This is a genomic window from Rhizobium sp. R634 (assembly GCF_002211305.1).
GTDB lineage: Bacteria > Pseudomonadota > Alphaproteobacteria > Rhizobiales > Rhizobiaceae > Rhizobium.
Map to the genome: position 1 here is coordinate 174,382 of NZ_LOKW01000012.1, position 20,248 is coordinate 194,629.

Sequence of the window (20,248 nt, forward strand, 5' to 3'; positions counted from 1 at the left end):
TCGTTTAGTTTTTCAGCGCGTGCAATGCAAGAGGAAAAAGCCTGCTTCGCAGAAAAAGGAGGGACCGAACGGCGATGGTCAGATCGCAGTCAGCATCAGCCGGCCTTCGGCGGTCTGGCGAGGCTGCCAGGCTTGGTAGTTGGGAATCGAAAAATGCGGTGTTGCGAAGGGCGCCGCGTGGGTTTCGGTGATGACGGCGACGTCGGCGCCGGCTGCTTCGCCGGCGAGGATGCCGGCCACCGCATCTTCGAAGACCAGGCATTTCGACGGATCGACGCCGAGGCGGCTCGCGCCGAGCAGATATCCCTCGGGGCTGGGCTTGCCTGACTTGACCTCCCCGCCGCTGACGATGACCTTCGGCATCGGAATGCCGGCAGCGGCCATGCGGCGCCTGGCGAGTTCGATCGGCGCGGAGGTGACGATCGCCCATTTGCCATCGGCGATGGCACCGAGGAAGCGGATCGCGCCGGGGATTTCGACGATGCCGGCGACATCCTCCATCTCCTCGGCAAGCAGCAGATCCGCTTCATGGGCGGGATCGACATCGGGCAGACCGAGCCCGCGGATGACGTCGGAGGCGCGGATGCCGTGGATCGTCTTCAGGAAGACCTCCGGCTCGAAGCCGTGGCGTCTTGCCCATTCGCTCCAGACGCGCTCGACGACGGCAATGGAATTCAGGAGCGTGCCGTCCATATCGAAGAGGAAGGCGTCGTAAGACCTATCGAGGATGTTGTGGAGAGCGGACACGGGCGTTTCCTTGCGGGTGATAAGGCACGGACGGCCCTGAAGCAGGCGAGTAGCGGAGAGCGGTCACGACGTCAACGTCAGTTATTGACGTCGGGGTGGGTCGCGTTGCGCAGATCGGCAAGGCCGCGGGCGGCATCGCGGCTGCCGGTCGCCGCAGCGGCTTGGAAGATGCGGCCGGCATCGTCGTACATTTTCAAATTGAGATAGCAATAACCGCGCAGCACCATCAGGTCGATGCGTTCCTGCTGCAACTGGGCGCGCTGATCGAGATAGATGAGGGTCTCGCGATAACGCCCGGCATCGAAGGCCGAAAGGGCGCGATCGGCGAGGATCGCCACCTGGAGTTCGGCGGCGCGCTGGCGATTCTGCGGCGCCTTGGTGGCTGCGACAGCAGCGTTGCTGGAAAGGCCGGCACGCAGATAGGCAAGGCTCTGGCCATAGGCTGCATCCTCGCGAACCCTACGCACGGGGCTCTGCAATGCCGCCTCGAAGGCGGAGATTGCCTCCATCGGGCGATTGATGTCCATCAGGCACCAGCCGCGCGACAGCGCATCGTTCGGGCTCAGCTGCGCAGCGTCGACGGTCGTCGAGCAGCCGCGCGTCTGGCGCGGACCGCGCCGGACAGTCACTGTCTGCATTGCGGGCCTTGCCGCGCGAACGGCCGCTTCCGGCTCCGGCTGCTGCGCGATGCCGCGTTCGGCCGGAAGCGGCTCGACGGCGGCAGGGCGCTGCGGCGGCTGCTGCGGAGCTTGCTGCTGCGGGGCGAGCGTAGCCCTCTCCGGCGGCATGACCGCACCCGGCGTCAGAGCGGCCGTGTCTTCGAGATTGGCGATCCGGGCCGAACGGCCGGCCCAGGCGCGCTGGAGGTCCGCCACAGCCTTGCGGTCATTCAGCTGTTCGCGGGTAATGACGAGGCCATAGGCGGAGGGTTCGTCATCGGGTTTCCAGGCGAGCGCCGTCTCGAACCAGCGCGCGGCGGTCTGGAACTGATTGAGAGAGCGGGCATACCAGCCGAACTGCTGCGCCGTCGGCGCATATTTCCGGGCGATGATTTCCGCGGCAATGCGGTGCAGCACGTCTTCGGCCAGATCGGCCGGCGGCTGCAACGCCATGAGGTTGGCGGTGGCGGCGAGATAAGTGGCGGTCGCTTCGTCGGAATCGGCGCGCCAGCGGAACATCACATCCTCGGCTTCCTGAGGCGCCTTGCGGGCAATCAGCGCCAGCGCCAGCCCCTGCGAAGCGTCGGCCGAATCCTGCTTGGCACGGGCGGCGCGGAACCACTTCTCGGCATCGGCATCGTTGTTGCGGCGAAGCTGATACCAGCCGAGCAGCAGTGCATCCGAGGCCAGGCCCTCGGTTTCAGCGAGCTTTTCGAGGCGGGTGATATAGTCGGGTGCGATGGCGAGATTTGGGGTCTCATTGCCTTCAGCGACAAAACGCCGGGCAAGATTATCGCGGATCGCATCAAATTCCCTGCTGCCGCCGGCGGCCGGCTTTTCCAGCGCCAGCAGCGCCTGCATCGGCTGGTAGCCCAGCAAGGTCGAGGCCTTTTCGACCGTCGCCTGCCGCTCTGCGGGATCGGTGCAATTCTTCAGGATATAGGTATAGGCATCCTGCCCGCGCTGCGCCCTCTTCGTCTGGACGAAGGCTTCGGCGACGCGCCAGAGCACATCGACCTCGCTGCAGGTCAGCAGGCTCGGCGTGACGGCAGCGATGTCGACCACCGTCGCATATTGCTTGAGGTCCGAAGCGTTGACGAGGCGAGCACGCGCCTCGGCAACGTCAAGCCGCTCAAGAAGATCGACGGGCGGCTGCCATGCGGCATCCGCGGCCTGACGGTCGGCGATCGCTCTGCGCAGCTCGGCATAGCGGCCGTCGGAATAAAGCCGCCACATGGTCTCAAGCTGTTTGTCGCCATTCTGCGGCACGGCGAGCGGATCGGCCGGCGGAACCCAGTTCGGGTAGAGCGCCTGAAGGCGAGAGATTTCGGCCTGCAGGCGCACCTTATCGCCGCGGCTGGCAAAATAACGCAGCGCGCTTTCATCGACGGCAGGCTGCGCGGCGGGCTGCTGCGGTGGTGGTGGCGGCGCCGAAACGATGGGAGGCGGAACCGGCGCCGGCTCTGCGGTCGTCTGCGGAGAAGCGGGTTGCGGTGCCGCCGGCTGCGGCGCTTCCGTTTGCGCCTCGGGTGCAGCCGGTGCCGACGGCGGCGGAGAGGTAATCGCCTCGATCTTATCGGTGACACTCTGCACGTATTCGGGATCGACCGCCGGAGCATCGCTCGGCTTGATCCGGCCCATCATCATCAATTCCGGCGCCGGCTTGGCCGAGGGTCCAAGGCCGAACTTTTCCTGCAGCGCGACACGGTCCTTCAGCCCGGTGACGAGGGTCGCCACCACGGCTGCCGCAGAAATCGCCACGAGAGAAGTCTTCACAGACACTCCGGATGCTTCTCCCCAATATAGGCCAGCCCCAGCAGCTGAAGCGTGGACGGATAATAGAGCGCGGGCGCAAATTGCAGAGCCGAAGCCGGCAGCTTGGTCCCGTCGATTACACAGGCCAGAACATCGTTAACAATTCGATAACCGGGGTCCGACAGCACGGTCTTCGGGCGGCCGGTGGTCAGATCGATGGTGGCCGGAAGGCCGTCCGGGGACATGCCCTGCTGCAGGCGGGTCAACAGCGCCTTGTCCGTCACGCCGCCACGCGCGAGATAGAGTGGTATGCGAATGGCATTATAGGCGAATTCGGCATCGAACCCCTTCGCCGGCCGCGGCTGGCCGCGCAGGCTCACCCACTCGGCCGGAAGCTTGCGCGGACCGAACTGCATCGTCTTCAACAGCGCCACGCCGTCTTCCGACAGCTTTTCCCAGTCATCCGAGGGAGCGAGCACGGCCATCACCGGGATCGCCTCGTAAATCCAGTAGGACGGGTTGACGACGGGACCATCATCGCGATCGGCGGCTTTAAAGCCTTCCGCTCCCGGCATCAACAGCGTCCGGCCGTCTGTGCGCACCACGGTCTCGGCAAGCAGCGACTGTGCCATACGGGAGGCGGCGAGGATATAGTCGTTGCGTTTCCATGCCGTACCGGCAAGCGCCAGCGCATAGGCGATCAGCATGTCTCCATCGGTGGCGTTGTTGGTGTCGGTGACATGCGGTTTGACATTCGGATCCCACTTCCACACGGCCAGACCATCGTCGCGCAGCAGCAGTTCCGTGCGGGTAAAATACCAGATCTGTTCGAAATCGGCGGGGCTTGCCGAAAGATAGGCGAGCAGCATGCCATAGCCCTGCCCTTCGCTATGGCTGATATTGCCGTTGCCATTGTCGACGATGCGGCCGGACGCATCGAGAAATTTCGCCTTATAGGCCGACCACGCCCCTGCATTGATCATCGCCTGCTGCGCGAGAGCGGGCGGGCCCACGGGCGCGAGTGCGACCGTTGCCGCAAACAGAAGCTTGCTCCACCCTCTCATTTCGACCGACCCAGCCTTCTCAGCATGCTCGACGTAGCGAAGCCGATTAACAATACGAAGACGACGAGCAGGAAGGCATAGGACAGGATGTTCGTCGACAGCCAATTGGCGGCAATCAGGCGGTAGTTGCCGATCGACCAGGGCGTGGACGGCACGAAATCGAACCGGGTGACCGGCACCGTGTCGACCTTGCCTGTCTTGCTCGAATAGGTGGTGATGTGGCCCGATATCTGCGACCAGTTCAACTGCTCGGTCACGGCCTCGAGCCCTTCGCGCAAATCCTTCGCGGAAGGCGCCGTCACCACGGTCCATGAGCCGCCTCCCGCAGGGCTGGAGCCCTGAGCCACCAGAAGCGTGGCGGCATTGGACGGGGTGAAAATCTCCTCGGCGCCGGGGACGAATTGCAACGAGCTGCGGGAAATATCGAAATTGCGCCACAGCCACTCGCGGAAGGCGGTGATCCGGCTGCGAAACACACCGCCGCTGACTTTGGAATTCCACTGTTCGAAGGCAGCGCCAGTATCGACGACCGCAGTCTGCGTATCGACAACGGGCCGCCACGACGCCTGGCTGGCGGTGGAGACATTGGTCTGCGTCAGCACGGTCGCCGGCATTTGCGAGATCGAGCCGATAAAGATCGCATCGCGATCGCCGATCGTATTCGGCGAGGCGACGGTTTCGACCGGGATCGGATGGCCGGCCATGATCGCCATCTGGCCAAGAAGCGTGGCAGCGGCCGAAAGCGTATCGGGATCGACGCGGTCGATGAAGAGCGGCACGGGCTCAAGGTCGCGGCCATAGGGATAGGCTGTGCCGGCGACCGCGGCGAGGTTCGGCCGCTGACCGACGCGGGCAAAATCGGGAATGTGCAATTCCGACGTATCGAACAGGGCAAAACGCGGGTTGGCGCCGGCATTGGCGCCCGGCGTGCAGGCTGCATCGTCCTTGGTCATCAGGATCGCTTCGATGGCGATCGAATTGAGGCCGGGCTTGAAGTGACGCATCGTCATGCGGATCGGCAGATGACGGAGAATGCCGCCTGATGTCGCTGTGATCGCCACGGTAGAGGCGATGTTGCCATTGACGTAGATATCGATATGGCTGCCGGGCAGCACATTGTCGGTATAGGCGGCGTCGAGCAGCACCTTCGCCTCGCCATAGGCATTGGCGTAGAAATCGGCCGGCACGGCGATGTTGAAATCGGTCCGGAACCGCCGCCCCGAGAATTCGGTGGTCTTCACGCCGAGCTGTGACAAAGCGATGTTCGTATCGGAGAAGATCAGCGGCGCATTCGGCGCGCTCCAGCGTTCCGTCGTCAGCACGTCGCGGCGAATATCCGGAGATCTGTCCGTCGGAGCGACGATGGTGTCGATCGCCGAGGAGACCGCCTGCCAGGAGGGGCCGCTGATCAGCAGCACCGGCGAGCCGCTGCGCGGATCGGTAACGAAGGCGGCAAGCGCAGCACTTTCGGCCGCAGGCGGAAGGCTCGGAAAGAACGGCCGCAGTTCTGCCGCGGTGCCGACCAGCACGCTCAGCTTGCCGGGCCCGGCGGCCGGAAGCGAGCCGGTGCCGAAAGCGAAGACCTGGTTCGGCATGCTGCTCAGCACCGACAGTCCCTGTGCCAGCCGCAGCAGCGGCTTGGTCGTTCCCGGCTGTTCCAGCGCCGGGACAACGATGTCAAACTCGGTCTTGCCGGCGCTGTCGACGCCGATGGCACGGATGGCGTCTGCGCTCGATAATTCTGCGGCATCCCGGCCGGCGAAGCTGATATAGGTTCCGGCCGGATCGATGTTCGACCACAGTTCATAGGTGGACTGGATGCTGCAATCGGTGCGATGGCGCTGATCGGCTTCAAAGGTGACGAGGTTGGCGCCAGGCTGCAGCAAACCGGAGGGAATTTGGAAGGTGACTGCGGACGGGCCATCCGGCGAACTGATGCGTTGCTGACCGATCGGACGGTTGTTGAGGTAGATGGTCAACGCAGACGCCTCGGGCGCGGCGACGATCGAATTCTGGTAGGCGAAGGTAAAGCTTGCCTTGGCCGCCGCCTGCTCCGGCGTCAGATAGACTGACCATGACCGGCGGTCATATTCCCCGGCAAGAGCCAGTTTCGAAAACGGCAAGACATAACGGCGGACATCGGCGGAGCGGGGCGGCGAAGCCGGATTTGCCGCTGTGGCAGGTTGGGGCGCAGACGCCGCCGGCTGCGGCTCGGTAGCGATCGGTGGAGGAACGGCAGCCGGAGCGGGCGCGACGGGAACCGACGCCGCAGGGGGAGCGGCAGGCGCCAATCTCGGGGCGATTGGCGCACCAGGCGGCCGCTCGCCGGACATGTCGAAGGGCGCCGTCTGCGCCTGGGCGAAGGCGGAAGCATGGAGCAAAAGGAGCGACGCGGCGACGACTGTTCTCATCCGGCATTGACCTTTGCCGTCCGCTGCTGGGCTTCCTTCTCCGGCCGCATGCTGCGGAAGAAATAGATCAGGCCGCGGCTCGTCTGATAGAGCGACAGGCCGAGGAACCAGATGGTGCCGCGAATGATGCCCGGATTGCGGCGGCGTGACTCCTGGAACTGGGTCCACTGGTCGGAATTGGCAAACATCAGGTCGGCGATCAGGCGATGGTCGAGCGCGCTTTTCGGCACGTACTGGCAGCCGACATTGCTGATGTCGCCCGACGGCTCGATGTTGCGGACGATCAGCGGCAAGGTTGCCAGCTCCGCGCCGCTATAGGGCCGGAAACGGATTTCGCCGGGCGCACCGACCAGCATCTCGTCGAGATGTTTGTTGAAGATATGGAGCCTTGCGCCGTGGACGGAGACGTCCTCGATCGAAGCCGTGTACCACTTGCCGTTGGCGGAGAATTCGCAGCGCCGGTTGACGCGGACGCGGCGGGACAGAGCGCGCTCGCCGCGCTCCGACACGACACCGAGCGCGCAGCCGGCCATGATCAGGTTGATGACGTTCCAGCCGCCGACGACGAGCGTCACATCGGCCTTATAAGGCTCGGCATAGATCTTGTAGATGGTGATGACGAGCGCGACGATCTGCACCGCGAAGATGACGAAGAACGGACGGCTGATCTCCGACAAGCGGCTGACGGAAATCGATTCGTCCTTGGCGGTAACCTTGAAGGTGGGCTTGCGCGGATTGAGCATGACCGAGACGACGGCCGGCAGCAGATGAACGGTCTGCACATATTCGTAGAGCTCGGAAATCCACGGCCAGCGGAACGAGCCATAGAGATAGTTCTGCATCATCAGATTCACGAGCAGGTAGGCCAGCGTATAGGCGAGGAACTCGCCGCCGGAGGCCGTGAAGATTTCCAGATCGAAGAACAGATAGAAGAGCGGCGCGAACAGGAAGATCGTGCGCGGGAACGGGAAGAGCCAGAAAAGCGTGGAAGACATGTAGCAAAGCCGCTGCGGGATCGACAGTCCGCGCTTCAGAAGCGGGAACCGGAAGCGCAGGATCTGCATCATGCCCTGCGCCCAGCGGCTGCGCTGGCCGATGAAACTCGCGAAGGTGGCCGGCTGCAGGCCGGCGATGAGCGGCTTGTCGACATAGATGCTGTTCCAGCCGCTGCCATGCAGCGCCAATGCGGTCTCGCAATCCTCCGTAATGCTGATGCCGGAAAAGCCGTTCTGGGATTCGAGCGCCTTGCGGCTCAGAACCGCGGCCGAACCGCAGAAGAAGGCAGCGTTCCATTTATCGAGGCCGCGCTGGATGATGCCGTAGAACATTTCGTTCTCGCTCGGCATCTTGTCGAAGGTGCGCAGATTGCGCTCCAGCGGATCGGGATTGATGAAGAAGTGCGGCGTCTGGACGAGGAAAAGCTTCGGATCGTCTTCGAAATAGCCGACGGTCTCGAGCAGGAAATCGCGAGTCGGTGCATGGTCCGCGTCGAAGACGGCGATGAGTTCGCCGCTCGAATGTTTCATGCCGTTGTTGAGATTGCCGGCCTTGGCGTGCTCGTTGCGGTCGCGCGTGAGGTAGTTGACGTCGAGATCCTCACAGAGCTGCTTGAGTTCGGCATGGCGGGCGGCCGCCGCCTGGGCCTCGAGCAGCTTGCCGGAGTTGCGCTTCTGCAAGGTGCCGCCATCATCAAGCAGCCAGACATGCAGCTTGTCGGCCGGATAATCCATGGCCTTGGCGGCGGCCAGCGTGTTGCCGAGAAGGCCGGCATCCTCGTTGTAAGACGGCACGAAGACATCAACATGGGGCAGCCGTCCGGGATTGGCGGCGCGCGAGGGGCGCGGCGGCAGCGGTGTTGCGACGATGAAGAGGCTGAGCGCCAGCATCGCAACGCTGTACATCTCGGCAAGATAGAGCAGCAGGCCGGGAATGAAATTTTCCGGCTGGTTCAACGGCGGTAGTGTGTTGGTGGTGCGCCAGTAGACATAGCGCAGCACGATCGACGTGCCGAAGGCGAGCGCCACCAGGCGCCAGGTGCCCTCGCCTTTCAGGATCTTGATCAGCGCCATGACGGTCACCACCGTGATGCTGGTGATAAGCTGGGTCTGCAAATTGACCGGAAGCGTGATCAGCACGATCATGCAGAGCGAAACCACGGCCCATATGACGACACTGCGGGCTTTGCGCATCGACCTTCCTTCGAAATTGCTCAACCGGGGGCACCATCGGGCGCTCCAGGCATGCTCATTATTTCCGGCAGGCGGCCGTCATGGCCGCATCGCCTATGCAGTCCGGCGACGGCACGCTAACGCCGATCGCCCTTGCGGATTGTTCGACAGGCGCAGCCGCCGGGGCCGGTTTCGCGCTCGCCTGCGGCGCCTCGCCCGGCAGCGGCACGCGCGGACCGATGGGCGCCGGCAGCGGCGCGATGTTCCGAGCCGGCTGCGAAGCCGGGGCGCTGCGAACAGGTGCCGTGCGCGGCCGGCTGACTACGGCGGGCGCCGGCTCGTAGCCGATCGACATCGGGCTGGCGCGATAACCGCCCTCGTCGGGATAGATCGGCTGACCGGTGCGTCCGAGCGCAGCGTCGGCGGGCGGCGGATTGCCGTACGGGTTCCATATCTCACCGTCGAAGGTGCCAGTGACGGTGTAGCCATAGACGATGCCGAGCAACTGGCGCTCGCTCGCCCTGGCGTCGCAGAGCCGCAGGCGCAGCTGGATCATGCCGAAATTGCGCGCCTGCGTGTTGGCTGATGCGCTCGAGCGGATCTGCTGCCAGGCATAGATGCAGGTGTCGCCGGTGCGGCTTTGGCCGGCGGCATAACCGAAGGGGCCGTAGCTGTTCTGCAGGAAGGTCGCCGAGGTCGCCATCGGCACACCGGGCGCCGAGCGGGCCACTTCGCGGCCAATCGCACCCTCATTAATCATCTTGTAACCGGCGTTGCCGGTGCCTGGATTGGCGCCGGAGGCGCCGAAGAACTGGACCTTGAGGAAATTTTGGCCGGGCACGGAGGATGAGGTAAACAGCGAGATCGTCTGCTCGACACCGTTGCCGCGCTTGCGCTCCACGACACTGACGATCGAGGGGCCACCCGGCGGCGGCAGGACCAGCGCCTTCTCGGGCGCAACGGTCTCTGGTCCGGACGGCTCGCGTACACCGCCTGTCGATGTGCAGCCGGCTATTGCGCCCGCCACGGCCACCAGCGATATCGTTTTCCGCAAGTGCATATCTCGAGCCGCCGCAATCGTTTTCCAGACATCCATTCGCAGGTCGAAACGCGACGGATCTTCGAATCAACGACCCACGGGTCGCCTACCGCACATAAACCGCCAACATGGTTAACGAAGAGTAACCAACCGCGCCTTGGCGTCGCCAGACGAACCCATGCTGGATGTTGTTCGGACAACTCAACCCTATGATGAGCAAAATGATTCGCCAACAACTTAATCGGTCTTTCCCGGTCTTTGTCTCCGCGGCGATGGTGGAAACGCGTGCACAAAAGCGAGCATCGGAACGCTGCCGCGGGGACATGGGGAACCATGATGCATGGCCGGCGTTGCCTACCTGTCTGGGATAGGAAAAGGAGAACACCCATGCGCAAGACCATGCTTGCTGCGGCCGCCATGCTGACCATCTGCTCTTCCGCGTTCGCGCAGAGCAGCGTCATCGTCACCGATCCCGCACCGACCAGCTCGACTGTCGTACTGCCCGGCGAGGTGCGCACTTACGTGATGGAGCAAAATACGCCGTCCGTCGTCTATGAAGGCGATGTCGTGGTCGGCACGACACTGCCTGATACGATCGAAGTGCATACCGTGCCGAATGTCGACGGCTACGCCTATACCGTCGTCAACGACCGGCGCGTCATCGTCGAGCCGCAGACGCATCGCGTGATCCAGGTTCTGGAATAACACGATCTGAAGGGAGCGGGGGTGCGGCTCTGTTGCGGCCTCACGCCCGCTCGCCTTGCGTTCCCCCTGGCACGTTCAAGATGTCGCGGATCTTGTGGGCCAGTTGCTCCAGGCTGAAGGGCTTGGCGAGCAGGGAAACACCGTGATCGAGCACGCCATTATGGACAATGGCATTGCGCGTGTAGCCGGTCGTATAGAGGATGCGGATCGCCGGCCATCTTTCCTCGACGATATCGGCAAGCTGCCGTCCGCTCATCTCGGGCATGACGATATCCGTGAATATCAGGTCCACCGCCGCATTTTTCTCAAGAATGAGAAGCGCCTCCGTGCCGCTTCCCGCCTGCAAAACGGTATAGCCCAGCTCGTGCAGGCTTTCGGCAGTCATGGTGCGGACGTGTTCGTCGTCCTCCACCACCAGAATAGTATCATTCGCGCTGCCCTGAGGGATCGGTTGAGAGCCGCCGGTCGACCGGGCGTCGGCCGCACCGACATGCCTCGGTAGGTAGATCTTGACCGTCGTGCCTCTGTCGATCTCCGAGTAGATCTTGATGTGGCCCCTGCTCTGCTTGATGTAGCCATAGACTTGGCTGAGGCCGAGGCCGGTCCCCTTGCCCGGCCCTTTGGTCGTGTAGAACGGATCGAAGGCGCGATCGATCACATCAGGCGACATGCCGGTGCCTGTGTCGGTGATGCTAACCATCACATATTGGCCGGCGTCCACCTCCGAATGCATGCGCGCATATCGCTCGTCGAGTTCGGTGTTGGCGGTTTCGATCGTCAGATGACCGCCGCCCGGCATGGCGTCGCGGGCGTTGACGGCAAGATTCAGCATGGCGTTTTCAAGCTGGCTGAGATCGGCAAAGCTTGGCCAGAGACCGCCGGCAAGCACGGTCTCGATACGGATATGCTCGCCGAGCGTCCGCCGCAGCAATTCCGACATGCCGCCGACCAGCTTGTTGACATCGATGACCTCAGGAGCCAGCGGTTGCTGGCGCGAGAAGGCGAGAAGACGCGCGGTCAACACCGCCGCCCGCTGCGCCCCGTCCTTTGCATTCTGGATGGAATTCAGCAAGCGCGGATCCTCGTTTCCGGTCAAGCGCCGCTGGGCGAGATCGAGATTGCCGATGATGATCGCCAGCATGTTGTTGAAATCATGGGCAACGCCGCCCGTCAGCTGGCCGATCGTCTCCATCTTCTGCAGCTGGCGCACCTGTGCCTGAGCGGCGGCATTCTCTTCCATTTCATGCCTGAGCTCAGCGGTACGCTGTGCCACAGTCTCTTCCAGGCGTTCGTTGAACGTATTGAGTTCGTCGCGAAGGCGGCTCTGCCTGGAATGAGAGACGATGATCATTTCCATCAGGCCGATGATGATAACAGCATTGATGAGATAGGTCGAAAGGCCGACCCATTGCCCGGCACTGACGGGCCAGAAGACATCGTGCGGCTCGACGAAGAATTGCTGGACGATGAAACAGGCGAGCATGGCCGCGACAAGGCCGGGGCCCGCGCCGCCGATGAAGCTCGCGAACAAGATCGCCGGAAGGAAACTCAGGAAAGGAAAACCGGAAAGATAATCGCTGGCGGCGAGCCTCAGAAGAAACGTCAATCCAACCGCGGCGAAAGCCAGCGGATATGTAAAAGCGGGCCTCTGACGCAACCAGTCCGTGGCACTCAGCAAATCCATTCCAGACTCTTCCCTCCGCTTCGACACCGGCATTCCAGCTTTTACACATCGAATTTCGCCCGGCAATATGCAGTTTCTCGCACTGCCGGGCCGGACGTCTTGACGAGCCGCACAAGCAGTCCACATATCTCCATGCCCGGCAAGGGAAATGGGTGGACGGGAATCATGAAAGACATATTCATCGTCGAAGACGATGCTCTGATCGCCATGCTGCTCGAGGATATGCTCGGCGACCTTGGCTACCGGGTCTGCGCGAGCGCCCCTGATCTGGAACGGGCGCTGGCAACCGCCAAAGACTCGGAATTCGATGCCGCGATCCTGGACGTCTCCCTTGCCGGCCACAGCTCACTGCCCGTCGCAAAGCTGCTCGACGAACGCGGCAAACCCTATCTCTTCGCAACCGGGTATGGCAGTGCGCCGGAAGGCAGCGCAGGCACGCTGCCCGTCTTGCGTAAACCCTTCCAGCTCAGCGAGCTCGAAGAGGCGATGAAGCGGCTGACCGCAGCCTAAACTTCCTGCTCAGCGCACCTGATCGAGCAGACGCTTGCATTCCAGGAGATCGTAAAGCGCCTCCTGCAGCAGCGCCCTGTCTTCCTTGCCGACGCTCGACTTGCCGATCGAAACCTCAGGCTGATCGTCGTCTCCGGCGACGAAGTTGAAGAAGCGGCGGGTGATCGGCGGCTTGGCGCGCCCGACGATCTGATCTTCCTCGGCCATGCCTACTCTCGGTTCGCCGGCGCCCGCATCCTGCACGCCCGACGCAAGTGCCTCGACACTGGCGAGATCGCCATGGCCAACGGCGACGACGAACTTGTTGCCGTTGGTCTTCAGAAGCTTCTGCACACCCTTGATCGTATAGCCGTGATCATAGAGGAGATGCCGGATGCCCTTGAGGAGATCCACGTCCTCCGGCCGATAATAACGACGGCCGCCGCCGCGCTTCATCGGCTTGATCTGGGGAAAGCGCGTTTCCCAGAAGCGCAGCACATGCTGCGGCAGATCAAGATCGTCTGCAACTTCGCTGATGGTGCGAAAGGCATCGGGGCTCTTGTCCAACGTCATACTGCTACGTGACCTCGCGGCTCAATCCAACGGCGACTCATCATATTTCAAAGGTTTGGCGCCGACAATTCAAGTCATGTCTTGACGTTGCGCACAACCAAGGACAGCGCGAGAGGAAAAAACTGCCGTTGGGAAACGGGAAGCGGCGATCAGGAGGCCGGGTTTTGCGGCTTCAGCTTGACCTTGCGGGCGACATGCGCCTTGAGGATGCGCGTCTTCAGGACGTTCGAGGCCTTGAAGGTCATTACGCGGCGGGGAGAAATCGGAACCTCTTCGCCGGTCTTCGGGTTACGACCGATCCGCTCGTTCTTGTCACGCACCTGGAAGGTCGCGAAGGAGGAAAGTTTCACGGTTTCGCCACGCACGATGGCGTTGCAAATTTCATCGATGACGGTTTCGACCAATTCGGCGGATTCGGTCCGGGAAAGCCCTACCTTTCGGAAAACGGATTCCGCCAGGTCTGCTCGCGTCACTGTTTTTCCCGTCATGGTTTCCCCGCCCATTACAAAATATTTTGTGAAAGCGAACGAAGAGTATTTGTCTTGCGCCTTACGGTCAAGCTCTTGTTCGCCGCCAGTTTTTTAGGATTCTTGCCTACCAGCGCAGCAAAACTGCGCCCCAGGTGAAACCGCCGCCCATGGCTTCGAGCATCACGAGATCGCCTTTCTTGATGCGGCCGTCGCCGGCAGCGGTCGCAAGGGCGAGCGGGATCGACGCGGCCGACGTATTACCATGCAGGTCGACGGTGACGACGACCTTCTCCGCGGCGATGTTCAGCTTCTTCGCAGAGCCGTCGATAATGCGCCGGTTGGCCTGATGCGGCACCAGCCAGTCGAGGTCGTCGGCGGTCGTGCCGGTCGAATCGAAAGCAGCCTGGATGACATCGGTGATCATGCCGACGGCGTATTTGAAGACCTCGCGGCCCTCCATCCGCAGCTTGCCGACGGTTCCCGTGCTCGACGGTCCGCCATCGACATAAAGCTTGTCCTTGTGCGAGCCATCGGAGCGCAGATGCGCCGTCAGCACGCCGCGATCGGCAGACGTGCCCTCGCCTTCGGCCGCTTCAAGCACGATCGCGCCGGCGCCATCGCCGAAGAGCACGCAAGTGGTGCGGTCGTTCCAGTCGAGGATACGCGAAAAAGTTTCGGCACCGATGACCAGAACGCGCTTTGCAAGGCCGCCGCGGATATAGGCGTCCGCAGTCGTGACCGCATAGACGAAACCGGTGCAGACGGCCTGAACGTCGAAGGCGAAGCCGTGGCTCATGCCGAGACGGTTCTGGATGTTGACCGACGTCGCCGGAAAGGTGTTGTCGGGCGTCGAGGTGGCGCAGATGATGAGATCGATATCCGCCGGCGTCAGCCCGCCATTGGCAAGGGCTGCGCGTGCGGCAGCTTCGCCCAGCGAAGCCGTCGTCTCGTCATCGCCGGCAACGTAACGCTGGCGGATGCCGGTGCGCTGGACAATCCATTCGTCCGATGTATCGACGATGGCCTCCATGTCACGATTGGTCATCACGCGCTTCGGAAGCGCGGCTCCGAATCCGCGAACCACTGAACGGATCATATTCGATTGAACCCCGTAGCTCATGCCGCTTCCGGGCCTATGGGAGGCAGCCGCTTGGCATGATATTTCTTAAGATCGTTTTCTATTTTCTGATTGAGGCCGTTCTTAGCCATGTCGTAGCCGACTTCGATGGCGGCGGCGATGCCTTCGGCATTCGCTCCGCCATGACTCTTGATGACGATGCCGTTCAGGCCGAGAAACACGCCGCCATTGACCTTGCTCGGATCGAGCTTCTCGCGAAGCATGTCGAAGGCGCTCTTGGCAAAGAGGTAGCCGATGCGGGCAAGCAGCGTGCGCGACATTGCCGCACGCAGATATTCGGCGATCTGTTTGGCCGTGCCTTCGGCGGTCTTCAGCGCGATATTGCCGGAAAAGCCTTCGGTGACGACGACGTCGACCGTGCCCTTGCCGAGGTCGTTACCCTCAACGAAGCCGGAATATTCGAGCGAATCGATGTTCGCCTCGCGCAGAAGCCGGCCGGCTTCCTTGACCTCTTCCTGGCCCTTCACTTCCTCGACGCCGACGTTCAGAAGGCCGATCGTCGGGCGCTCGATCTCGAAAAGCGCGCGTGCCATGGCGCCGCCCATCAGGGCGAAATCCATCAGTTGCTGCGCATCGGCGCCGATCGTCGCGCCGACATCGAGCACGATGCTCTCGCCCTTCAGCGTCGGCCAGATTGCCGCGATCGCCGGGCGCTCGATGTTGGCCATGGTGCGAAGACAGAACTTCGCCATCGCCATCAGAGCGCCGGTATTGCCGGCAGAAACCGCGACGTCGGCATCACCCGTCTTCACCGCCTCGATCGAACGCCACATGGTGGAGATATAGCGGCCGCGGCGCAGCGCCTGGCTCGGCTTCTCCTCCATGCTGACCGCCAGCTCGCAATCGTGAAAGACCGATTTTTCCTTGAGTTTCTGGAACTTGGCGAGAACCGGTTCGCAATGTTCCTTGATGCCGTAGAAAACGAAGGAAATATCCGGATGCCTTTCCAGCGCCTTGGCGGCGCCGGGGATGACAACCTGGGGACCAAAGTCGCCACCCATGAGGTCGAGAGATATTCTGATCACGCGTCCCTGATCCTTCTTTCCGCCGAGGGCGAAATTTCGGCCAAAATACCGGTTTTGGCGTCCCTTACAACTGAATTATATCAAATGCCAGAGGCGCTTCAGTCCTTTTTCCAATCCTTGAGGACCGCGAAAGCGGAGGGCTTTTTGTCGTTCTCGCCGCTATCCTCGATATGGCCAGTGAACTCGACGCCGTGCTTGCGCGGATAGGGATCGATCGCAAGCGCGGCGAATTCTGCAACCACCTCGCCGGCATCGATCGTGTCGCCGACAAAGGTTTCCGGCAGATCCGGGCCATCGGGGTCGAGCAGCATCTCACCGGCGTCGTTGCCGGGCTGGCGGGCAAGCTTCGAACCGTCGGGCACAAAAATCTGCTCGAAACTCTCGTCGATGGCGGCGTCGACCGGTTCCAGCGTTACGACGCAGGACTGAACGATCTTCGCCTGCACGCGGCCCTTGACGCGCACGCCGTCGCGTTTCCAGCGGGCGATCTGCAGATCGGCGCGCAAATCATCGACGGAGACCACGCTCCAGGTCTCGGCAAGCGCCTTCAATTCGCTGGCATCCGCCTCGATATGGACCTCGACGGGATTGGCCGAGATGTGGCCGACCTTGACGTGATAGGAGAAGGGAACATCGTCCCGATCGTGTTTCATCGTTTCCTCTTTCAGGGGGCCGGCGGCAGCGTTGCCGAACCGGTGGCGATCAGCTCTTCCGGAACGGCGGACAGATGGGCTTCGGCTGCTATCATCCATGCCGCGAGGCCGGACATGTCGGCCGGCGTCGCGGGCTCCGGGTAGATGTTGCGCTCAAGCGCGAGAGCGAGCGCTTCGGTATCGCCCGCATCCATCGCCTTCGAATAGGCTTCGAGCCGGCCGTAGAACATGCCGGCGAGCTTTTTCATGCGTTTCGGCACGCTATTGTCGCCGATGCCGAGTTCGCGGATCGAATAGTCGATATCCTGGAAGAAGGCGTCGACGATCTCCTGGGCGATCTCCTGGCCGCTGGTGGTGGAACCGCGCGTGCGGCGGAAAAACAGAATCATGGCGATCGACAGCATTTCGAAACGCCCCATGACCGTGTCCGGCACATTGAGGCCTTCGTAAAGCTCGGGCATTCGCGCGGCGGCCGTCAGCGTCGCATATTGCCGATCGACGATCGCCTGATTGTTGTTTTTCTTGCGGAAGAGCCCGAAGATCATTGTTTTTTCCGGAAATGCCTCATTCTTCGCGCCGGCTGGCGTCTGGCCTTGTTGCATGATTTCGAAAGCTGGTTTACCGAAGCAGGCGCGAATTGCAATGCCGATCGTGGCCAGTTTCGGGACGGCGCCTTCAAGGTGTCAGCGAAACAAAATCGGGAAATTCGACCCGGAATGGCCACAATGGTTTTGCAGGAGGAAGCGTGTAAGGCCCCAAATGGCTGCTATCGACACTCAAGGGAGTAGATGTCGTTGAAGAAACGGTATTTCAAGTCTGACATGAAATTCTTCAGCAGCGCGGCCATTGCCTTCATAATCGCCTCCACCACTGCTCTTTCGGGCTGCCAGACCGGCACCGTGCTCAATGGCGGATACGTCGCCGACCAGCAGTCGCTGAACCTCGTTCCAGAAGGTTCGAGCCGCGAGCAGGCGCTGCTTTCGCTCGGCACCCCGTCGACGACGGCGACCTTTGACGGCGAAGTCTTTTATTACATCTCGCAGCGGCGCACGCGTTCGGTCGCCTTCCAGAAGCTGAAGGTCGTCGATCAGAGCGTTCTGGCGATCTATTTCGACAAGGACGGCGTCGTTAACCGCCGCGCCAATTATACGCTGCAGGACGGCAAGGTGTTCGACACGATCGGACGCGTCACGCCGACCGGCGGCAAGGAACTCACCTTCCTGCAGCAGATGCTCTCCGGCGGCAGCGCCGCAAGTGCGGCCCGCAGCCTGTTCGGCGGCGGCGCCGGCGGCACGCCGCAGAACCCGAGCAGCCTGCGCTGATCGGACAAGTTTCAAACGAAAAAACCCGCCGGATCGCTCCAGCGGGTTTTTTCATGGTTGGGTATGGCACCGCGGCGAAGCACGGTGCCTGGAAGCATTAACCGGCGAGAACGGCGAGCAGCAGAAGTGCCACGATATTGGTGATCTTGATCGCCGGGTTGACGGCGGGGCCGGCCGTGTCCTTGTAGGGATCGCCGACGGTATCGCCGGTCACGGAGGCCTTGTGCGCTTCCGAGCCCTTCATGTGACGCACGCCGTCCTTATCGACGAAACCATCCTCGAAGCTCTTCTTGGCATTGTCCCAGGCGCCGCCGCCCGATGTCATCGAGATGGCCACGAACAGACCATTGATGATGACGCCGAGAAGCGATGCGCCGAGGGCCGCGAAGGCCGAGGCCTTGGAGCCCGAGATCAGGAGCACGCCGAAATAAACGACGATCGGCGCCAGCACCGGCAGCAGCGACGGCACGATCATCTCGCGGATCGCGGCCTTGGTTAGAAGGTCGACGGCCTTGCCGTAGTCCGGCTTTTCCGTGCCCTGCATGATGCCGGGCTTGGCCTTGAACTGACGGCGCACCTCCTCGACGATCGAGCCGGCGGCCCGGCCGACGGCGGTCATGGCGATGCCGCCGAACAGATAAGGGATCAGGCCGCCGAAAAGCAGGCCGGCGACCACATAGGGGTTCGACAGTTCGAAGGAGATCGTCCCGATATTGGCGAAGTAAGGATATTGGTCGCCATGGGCCGCGAAATATTGCAGGTCGTTGGCGTAGGCGGCGAAGAGCACCAGCGCGCCGAGACCGGCCGAACCGATCGCATAGCCCTTGGTGACCGCCTTGGTCGTGTTGCCGACGGCGTCGAGCGCATCGGTCGACTTGCGCACCTCCGGCGGCAGATGCGACATCTCGGCGATACCGCCGGCATTGTCGGTGACCGGGCCGAAGGCATCGAGCGCAACGATCATGCCGGCAAGGCCGAGCATGGCGGTAACTGCGATGCCGGTGCCGAAGAGGCCGCCAAGCTGATAGGTGGCGAGAATGCCGCCGACGATGACGATAGCCGGCAGAGCCGTCGATTCCAGCGAGACGGCAAGGCCCTGGATGACGTTGGTGCCGTGGCCGGTCACCGACGACTGGGCGATCGAAACGACGGGGCGTTTGCCGGTGCCGGTGTAATATTCGGTGATAACCACGATCAGGGCGGTGACGACGAGGCCGACGAGACCGCAGATGAAGAGGTTCGTGCCGGTAACGTCGGCGCCGGCGACGGTTCCGAGCGAGCCCCAGCCGACCGTCAGCGACGTGGCGGCGCCGAGACCGATGATGGACAAGAGGCCGGTGACGATGAGGCCCTTGTAGAGCGCGCCCATGATCGAGCCGTTCGAGCCGAGCTTGACGAAGAAGGTGCCGATGATCGAGGTGATGATGCACGCGCCGCAGATCGCCAGCGGATAGATCATCGCCGACTGGAGGACCGGCGCACCGGCAAAGAAGATCGCGGCGAGAACCATGGTGGCGACGACGGAGACCGCATAGGTCTCGAAAAGGTCAGCGGCCATGCCGGCGCAATCTCCGACATTGTCGCCGACGTTATCGGCAATCGTCGCCGGGTTGCGCGGATCGTCCTCGGGAATGCCGGCTTCGACCTTGCCGACGAGGTCGCCGCCGACATCGGCGCCCTTGGTGAAAATGCCGCCGCCGAGACGGGCGAAGATCGAGATCAGCGAGGCGCCGAAGCCGAGCGCGACCAGCGCATCGATGACTTCACGCGAGCCGCTTTCATGGCCAAGTCCGACCGTCAATATGGTGTAGTAGATGGAGACGCCGAGCAGCGCGAGGCCTGCCACCAGCATGCCGGTAATCGCGCCCGATTTGAAGGCGATGTCGAGGCCGGCGGAGAGGCTGGCGGAAGCCGCCTGGGCGGTGCGCACATTGGCGCGGACGGAGACGTGCATGCCGATGAAGCCGGCAGCGCCTGACAGTACGGCGCCGATCAGGAAGCCGATGGCGGCCGTGGCGGAAAGGAGAAGCCATGCCGCGATGAAAACAACAACGCCGACAAGGGCAATGGCCTTGTACTGGCGGGTCAGATAGGCCTGAGCGCCTTCGCGGATATAACCCGCGATCTCCTGCATGCGGCTGTTGCCCTGATCGGCGGCAAGCACCGACCGGGTTGCCCAGGCGGCATACACCACCGAGAGCAGACCGCATGCAATTACGCATAAAAGAATGGTCATTTCGCTCTTTCCTCCCATAGGCCGGAGTTCACTCCTCCTCCGGCAGATACGCCGCCGACTCGCCTTCCTCTCCACAGAAATGCACAGCTAAGCGGTGCGGAGATTGCGTG

General features: G+C 62.5%; 17 protein-coding genes. 3 read left to right on the forward strand and 14 right to left on the reverse strand.

The features are described 5' to 3' along the window. Positions 1-78 precede the first annotated feature (78 nt). The 6 genes from ATY77_RS14985 to bcsN form a co-directional block, all read right to left on the reverse strand. Positions 79-747: an HAD family hydrolase gene (locus ATY77_RS14985; RefSeq protein WP_088687938.1), complete on the reverse strand. Its 669-nt coding sequence runs from the start codon at positions 745-747 to the stop codon at positions 79-81. A gap of 77 nt (positions 748-824) precedes the next feature. Continuing rightward, positions 825-3,182: a cellulose synthase gene (locus ATY77_RS14990; protein ID WP_088687939.1), complete on the reverse strand. Its 2,358-nt coding sequence runs from the start codon at positions 3,180-3,182 to the stop codon at positions 825-827. Beyond that, positions 3,179-4,225, reverse strand: a complete 1,047-nt coding sequence (locus ATY77_RS14995) for a glycosyl hydrolase family 8 (RefSeq protein WP_088687940.1) — start codon at positions 4,223-4,225, stop codon at positions 3,179-3,181. The genes ATY77_RS14990 and ATY77_RS14995 overlap by 4 nt, the downstream gene beginning before the upstream one ends. Next, entirely contained in the window at positions 4,222-6,636 is a 2,415-nt protein-coding gene (locus tag ATY77_RS15000; RefSeq protein ID WP_088687941.1) for a cellulose biosynthesis cyclic di-GMP-binding regulatory protein BcsB, read from the reverse strand. Before ATY77_RS15000 ends, ATY77_RS14995 begins: the two co-directional genes overlap by 4 nt. Continuing rightward, the gene (gene bcsA / locus ATY77_RS15005; RefSeq protein WP_088687942.1) at positions 6,633-8,825 is read right to left on the reverse strand and encodes a UDP-forming cellulose synthase catalytic subunit; all 2,193 of its coding nucleotides are present in this window, start codon (positions 8,823-8,825) and stop codon (positions 6,633-6,635) included. Before bcsA ends, ATY77_RS15000 begins: the two co-directional genes overlap by 4 nt. Positions 8,826-8,883: 58 nt before the next feature. Then, entirely contained in the window at positions 8,884-9,864 is a 981-nt protein-coding gene (gene bcsN / locus ATY77_RS15010; protein ID WP_088687943.1) for a cellulose biosynthesis protein BcsN, read from the reverse strand. Positions 9,865-10,230: 366 nt separating this feature from the next. Between bcsN and ATY77_RS15015 the strand changes: the two genes are divergently transcribed. After that, complete coding sequence (locus ATY77_RS15015) at positions 10,231-10,548, forward strand: DUF1236 domain-containing protein (protein ID WP_088677115.1); 318 nt, start codon at positions 10,231-10,233, stop codon at positions 10,546-10,548. 40 nt (positions 10,549-10,588) lie between these two features. Here ATY77_RS15015 and ATY77_RS15020 read toward each other — a convergent pair whose 3' ends face one another. Next, positions 10,589-12,232: an ATP-binding protein gene (locus ATY77_RS15020; RefSeq protein WP_088687944.1), complete on the reverse strand. Its 1,644-nt coding sequence runs from the start codon at positions 12,230-12,232 to the stop codon at positions 10,589-10,591. Between the two features lie 165 nt (positions 12,233-12,397). Between ATY77_RS15020 and ATY77_RS15025 the strand changes: the two genes are divergently transcribed. Continuing rightward, a complete protein-coding gene (locus ATY77_RS15025; RefSeq protein WP_088677113.1) occupies positions 12,398-12,742 on the forward strand; it encodes a response regulator in 345 nt (114 codons plus the stop codon). Between the two features lie 9 nt (positions 12,743-12,751). On the opposite strand, the gene ATY77_RS15030 is transcribed toward ATY77_RS15025, so the two are convergent. From ATY77_RS15030 to ATY77_RS15055, 6 genes are all read right to left on the reverse strand, one after another. Then, positions 12,752-13,294, reverse strand: coding sequence for a MerR family transcriptional regulator (locus ATY77_RS15030; RefSeq protein WP_088677112.1), 543 nt, complete (start codon positions 13,292-13,294; stop codon positions 12,752-12,754). 149 nt (positions 13,295-13,443) lie between these two features. Next, the gene (locus tag ATY77_RS15035) at positions 13,444-13,782 is read right to left on the reverse strand and encodes an integration host factor subunit alpha (RefSeq protein ID WP_088677111.1); all 339 of its coding nucleotides are present in this window, start codon (positions 13,780-13,782) and stop codon (positions 13,444-13,446) included. 106 nt (positions 13,783-13,888) lie between these two features. Continuing rightward, complete coding sequence (locus tag ATY77_RS15040; protein WP_088677362.1) at positions 13,889-14,860, reverse strand: beta-ketoacyl-ACP synthase III; 972 nt, start codon at positions 14,858-14,860, stop codon at positions 13,889-13,891. A gap of 20 nt (positions 14,861-14,880) precedes the next feature. Continuing rightward, on the reverse strand, positions 14,881-15,927 hold the full coding sequence (gene plsX / locus ATY77_RS15045) for a phosphate acyltransferase PlsX (protein ID WP_088687945.1): 1,047 nt from the start codon (positions 15,925-15,927) through the stop codon (positions 14,881-14,883). Positions 15,928-16,025: 98 nt separating this feature from the next. Beyond that, positions 16,026-16,580, reverse strand: coding sequence for a DUF177 domain-containing protein (locus ATY77_RS15050; protein ID WP_088687946.1), 555 nt, complete (start codon positions 16,578-16,580; stop codon positions 16,026-16,028). Positions 16,581-16,591: 11 nt separating this feature from the next. Further along, on the reverse strand, positions 16,592-17,182 hold the full coding sequence (locus ATY77_RS15055; RefSeq protein ID WP_088687947.1) for a ubiquinol-cytochrome C chaperone family protein: 591 nt from the start codon (positions 17,180-17,182) through the stop codon (positions 16,592-16,594). Between the two features lie 186 nt (positions 17,183-17,368). Between ATY77_RS15055 and ATY77_RS15060 the strand changes: the two genes are divergently transcribed. Further along, a complete protein-coding gene (locus ATY77_RS15060) occupies positions 17,369-17,902 on the forward strand; it encodes an outer membrane protein assembly factor BamE (protein ID WP_088677107.1) in 534 nt (177 codons plus the stop codon). Between the two features lie 97 nt (positions 17,903-17,999). Here the strand turns inward: ATY77_RS15060 and ATY77_RS15065 are convergent, their stop codons facing one another. Beyond that, positions 18,000-20,138, reverse strand: coding sequence for a sodium-translocating pyrophosphatase (locus ATY77_RS15065; RefSeq protein WP_088677106.1), 2,139 nt, complete (start codon positions 20,136-20,138; stop codon positions 18,000-18,002). Positions 20,139-20,248: the final 110 nt, after the last annotated feature.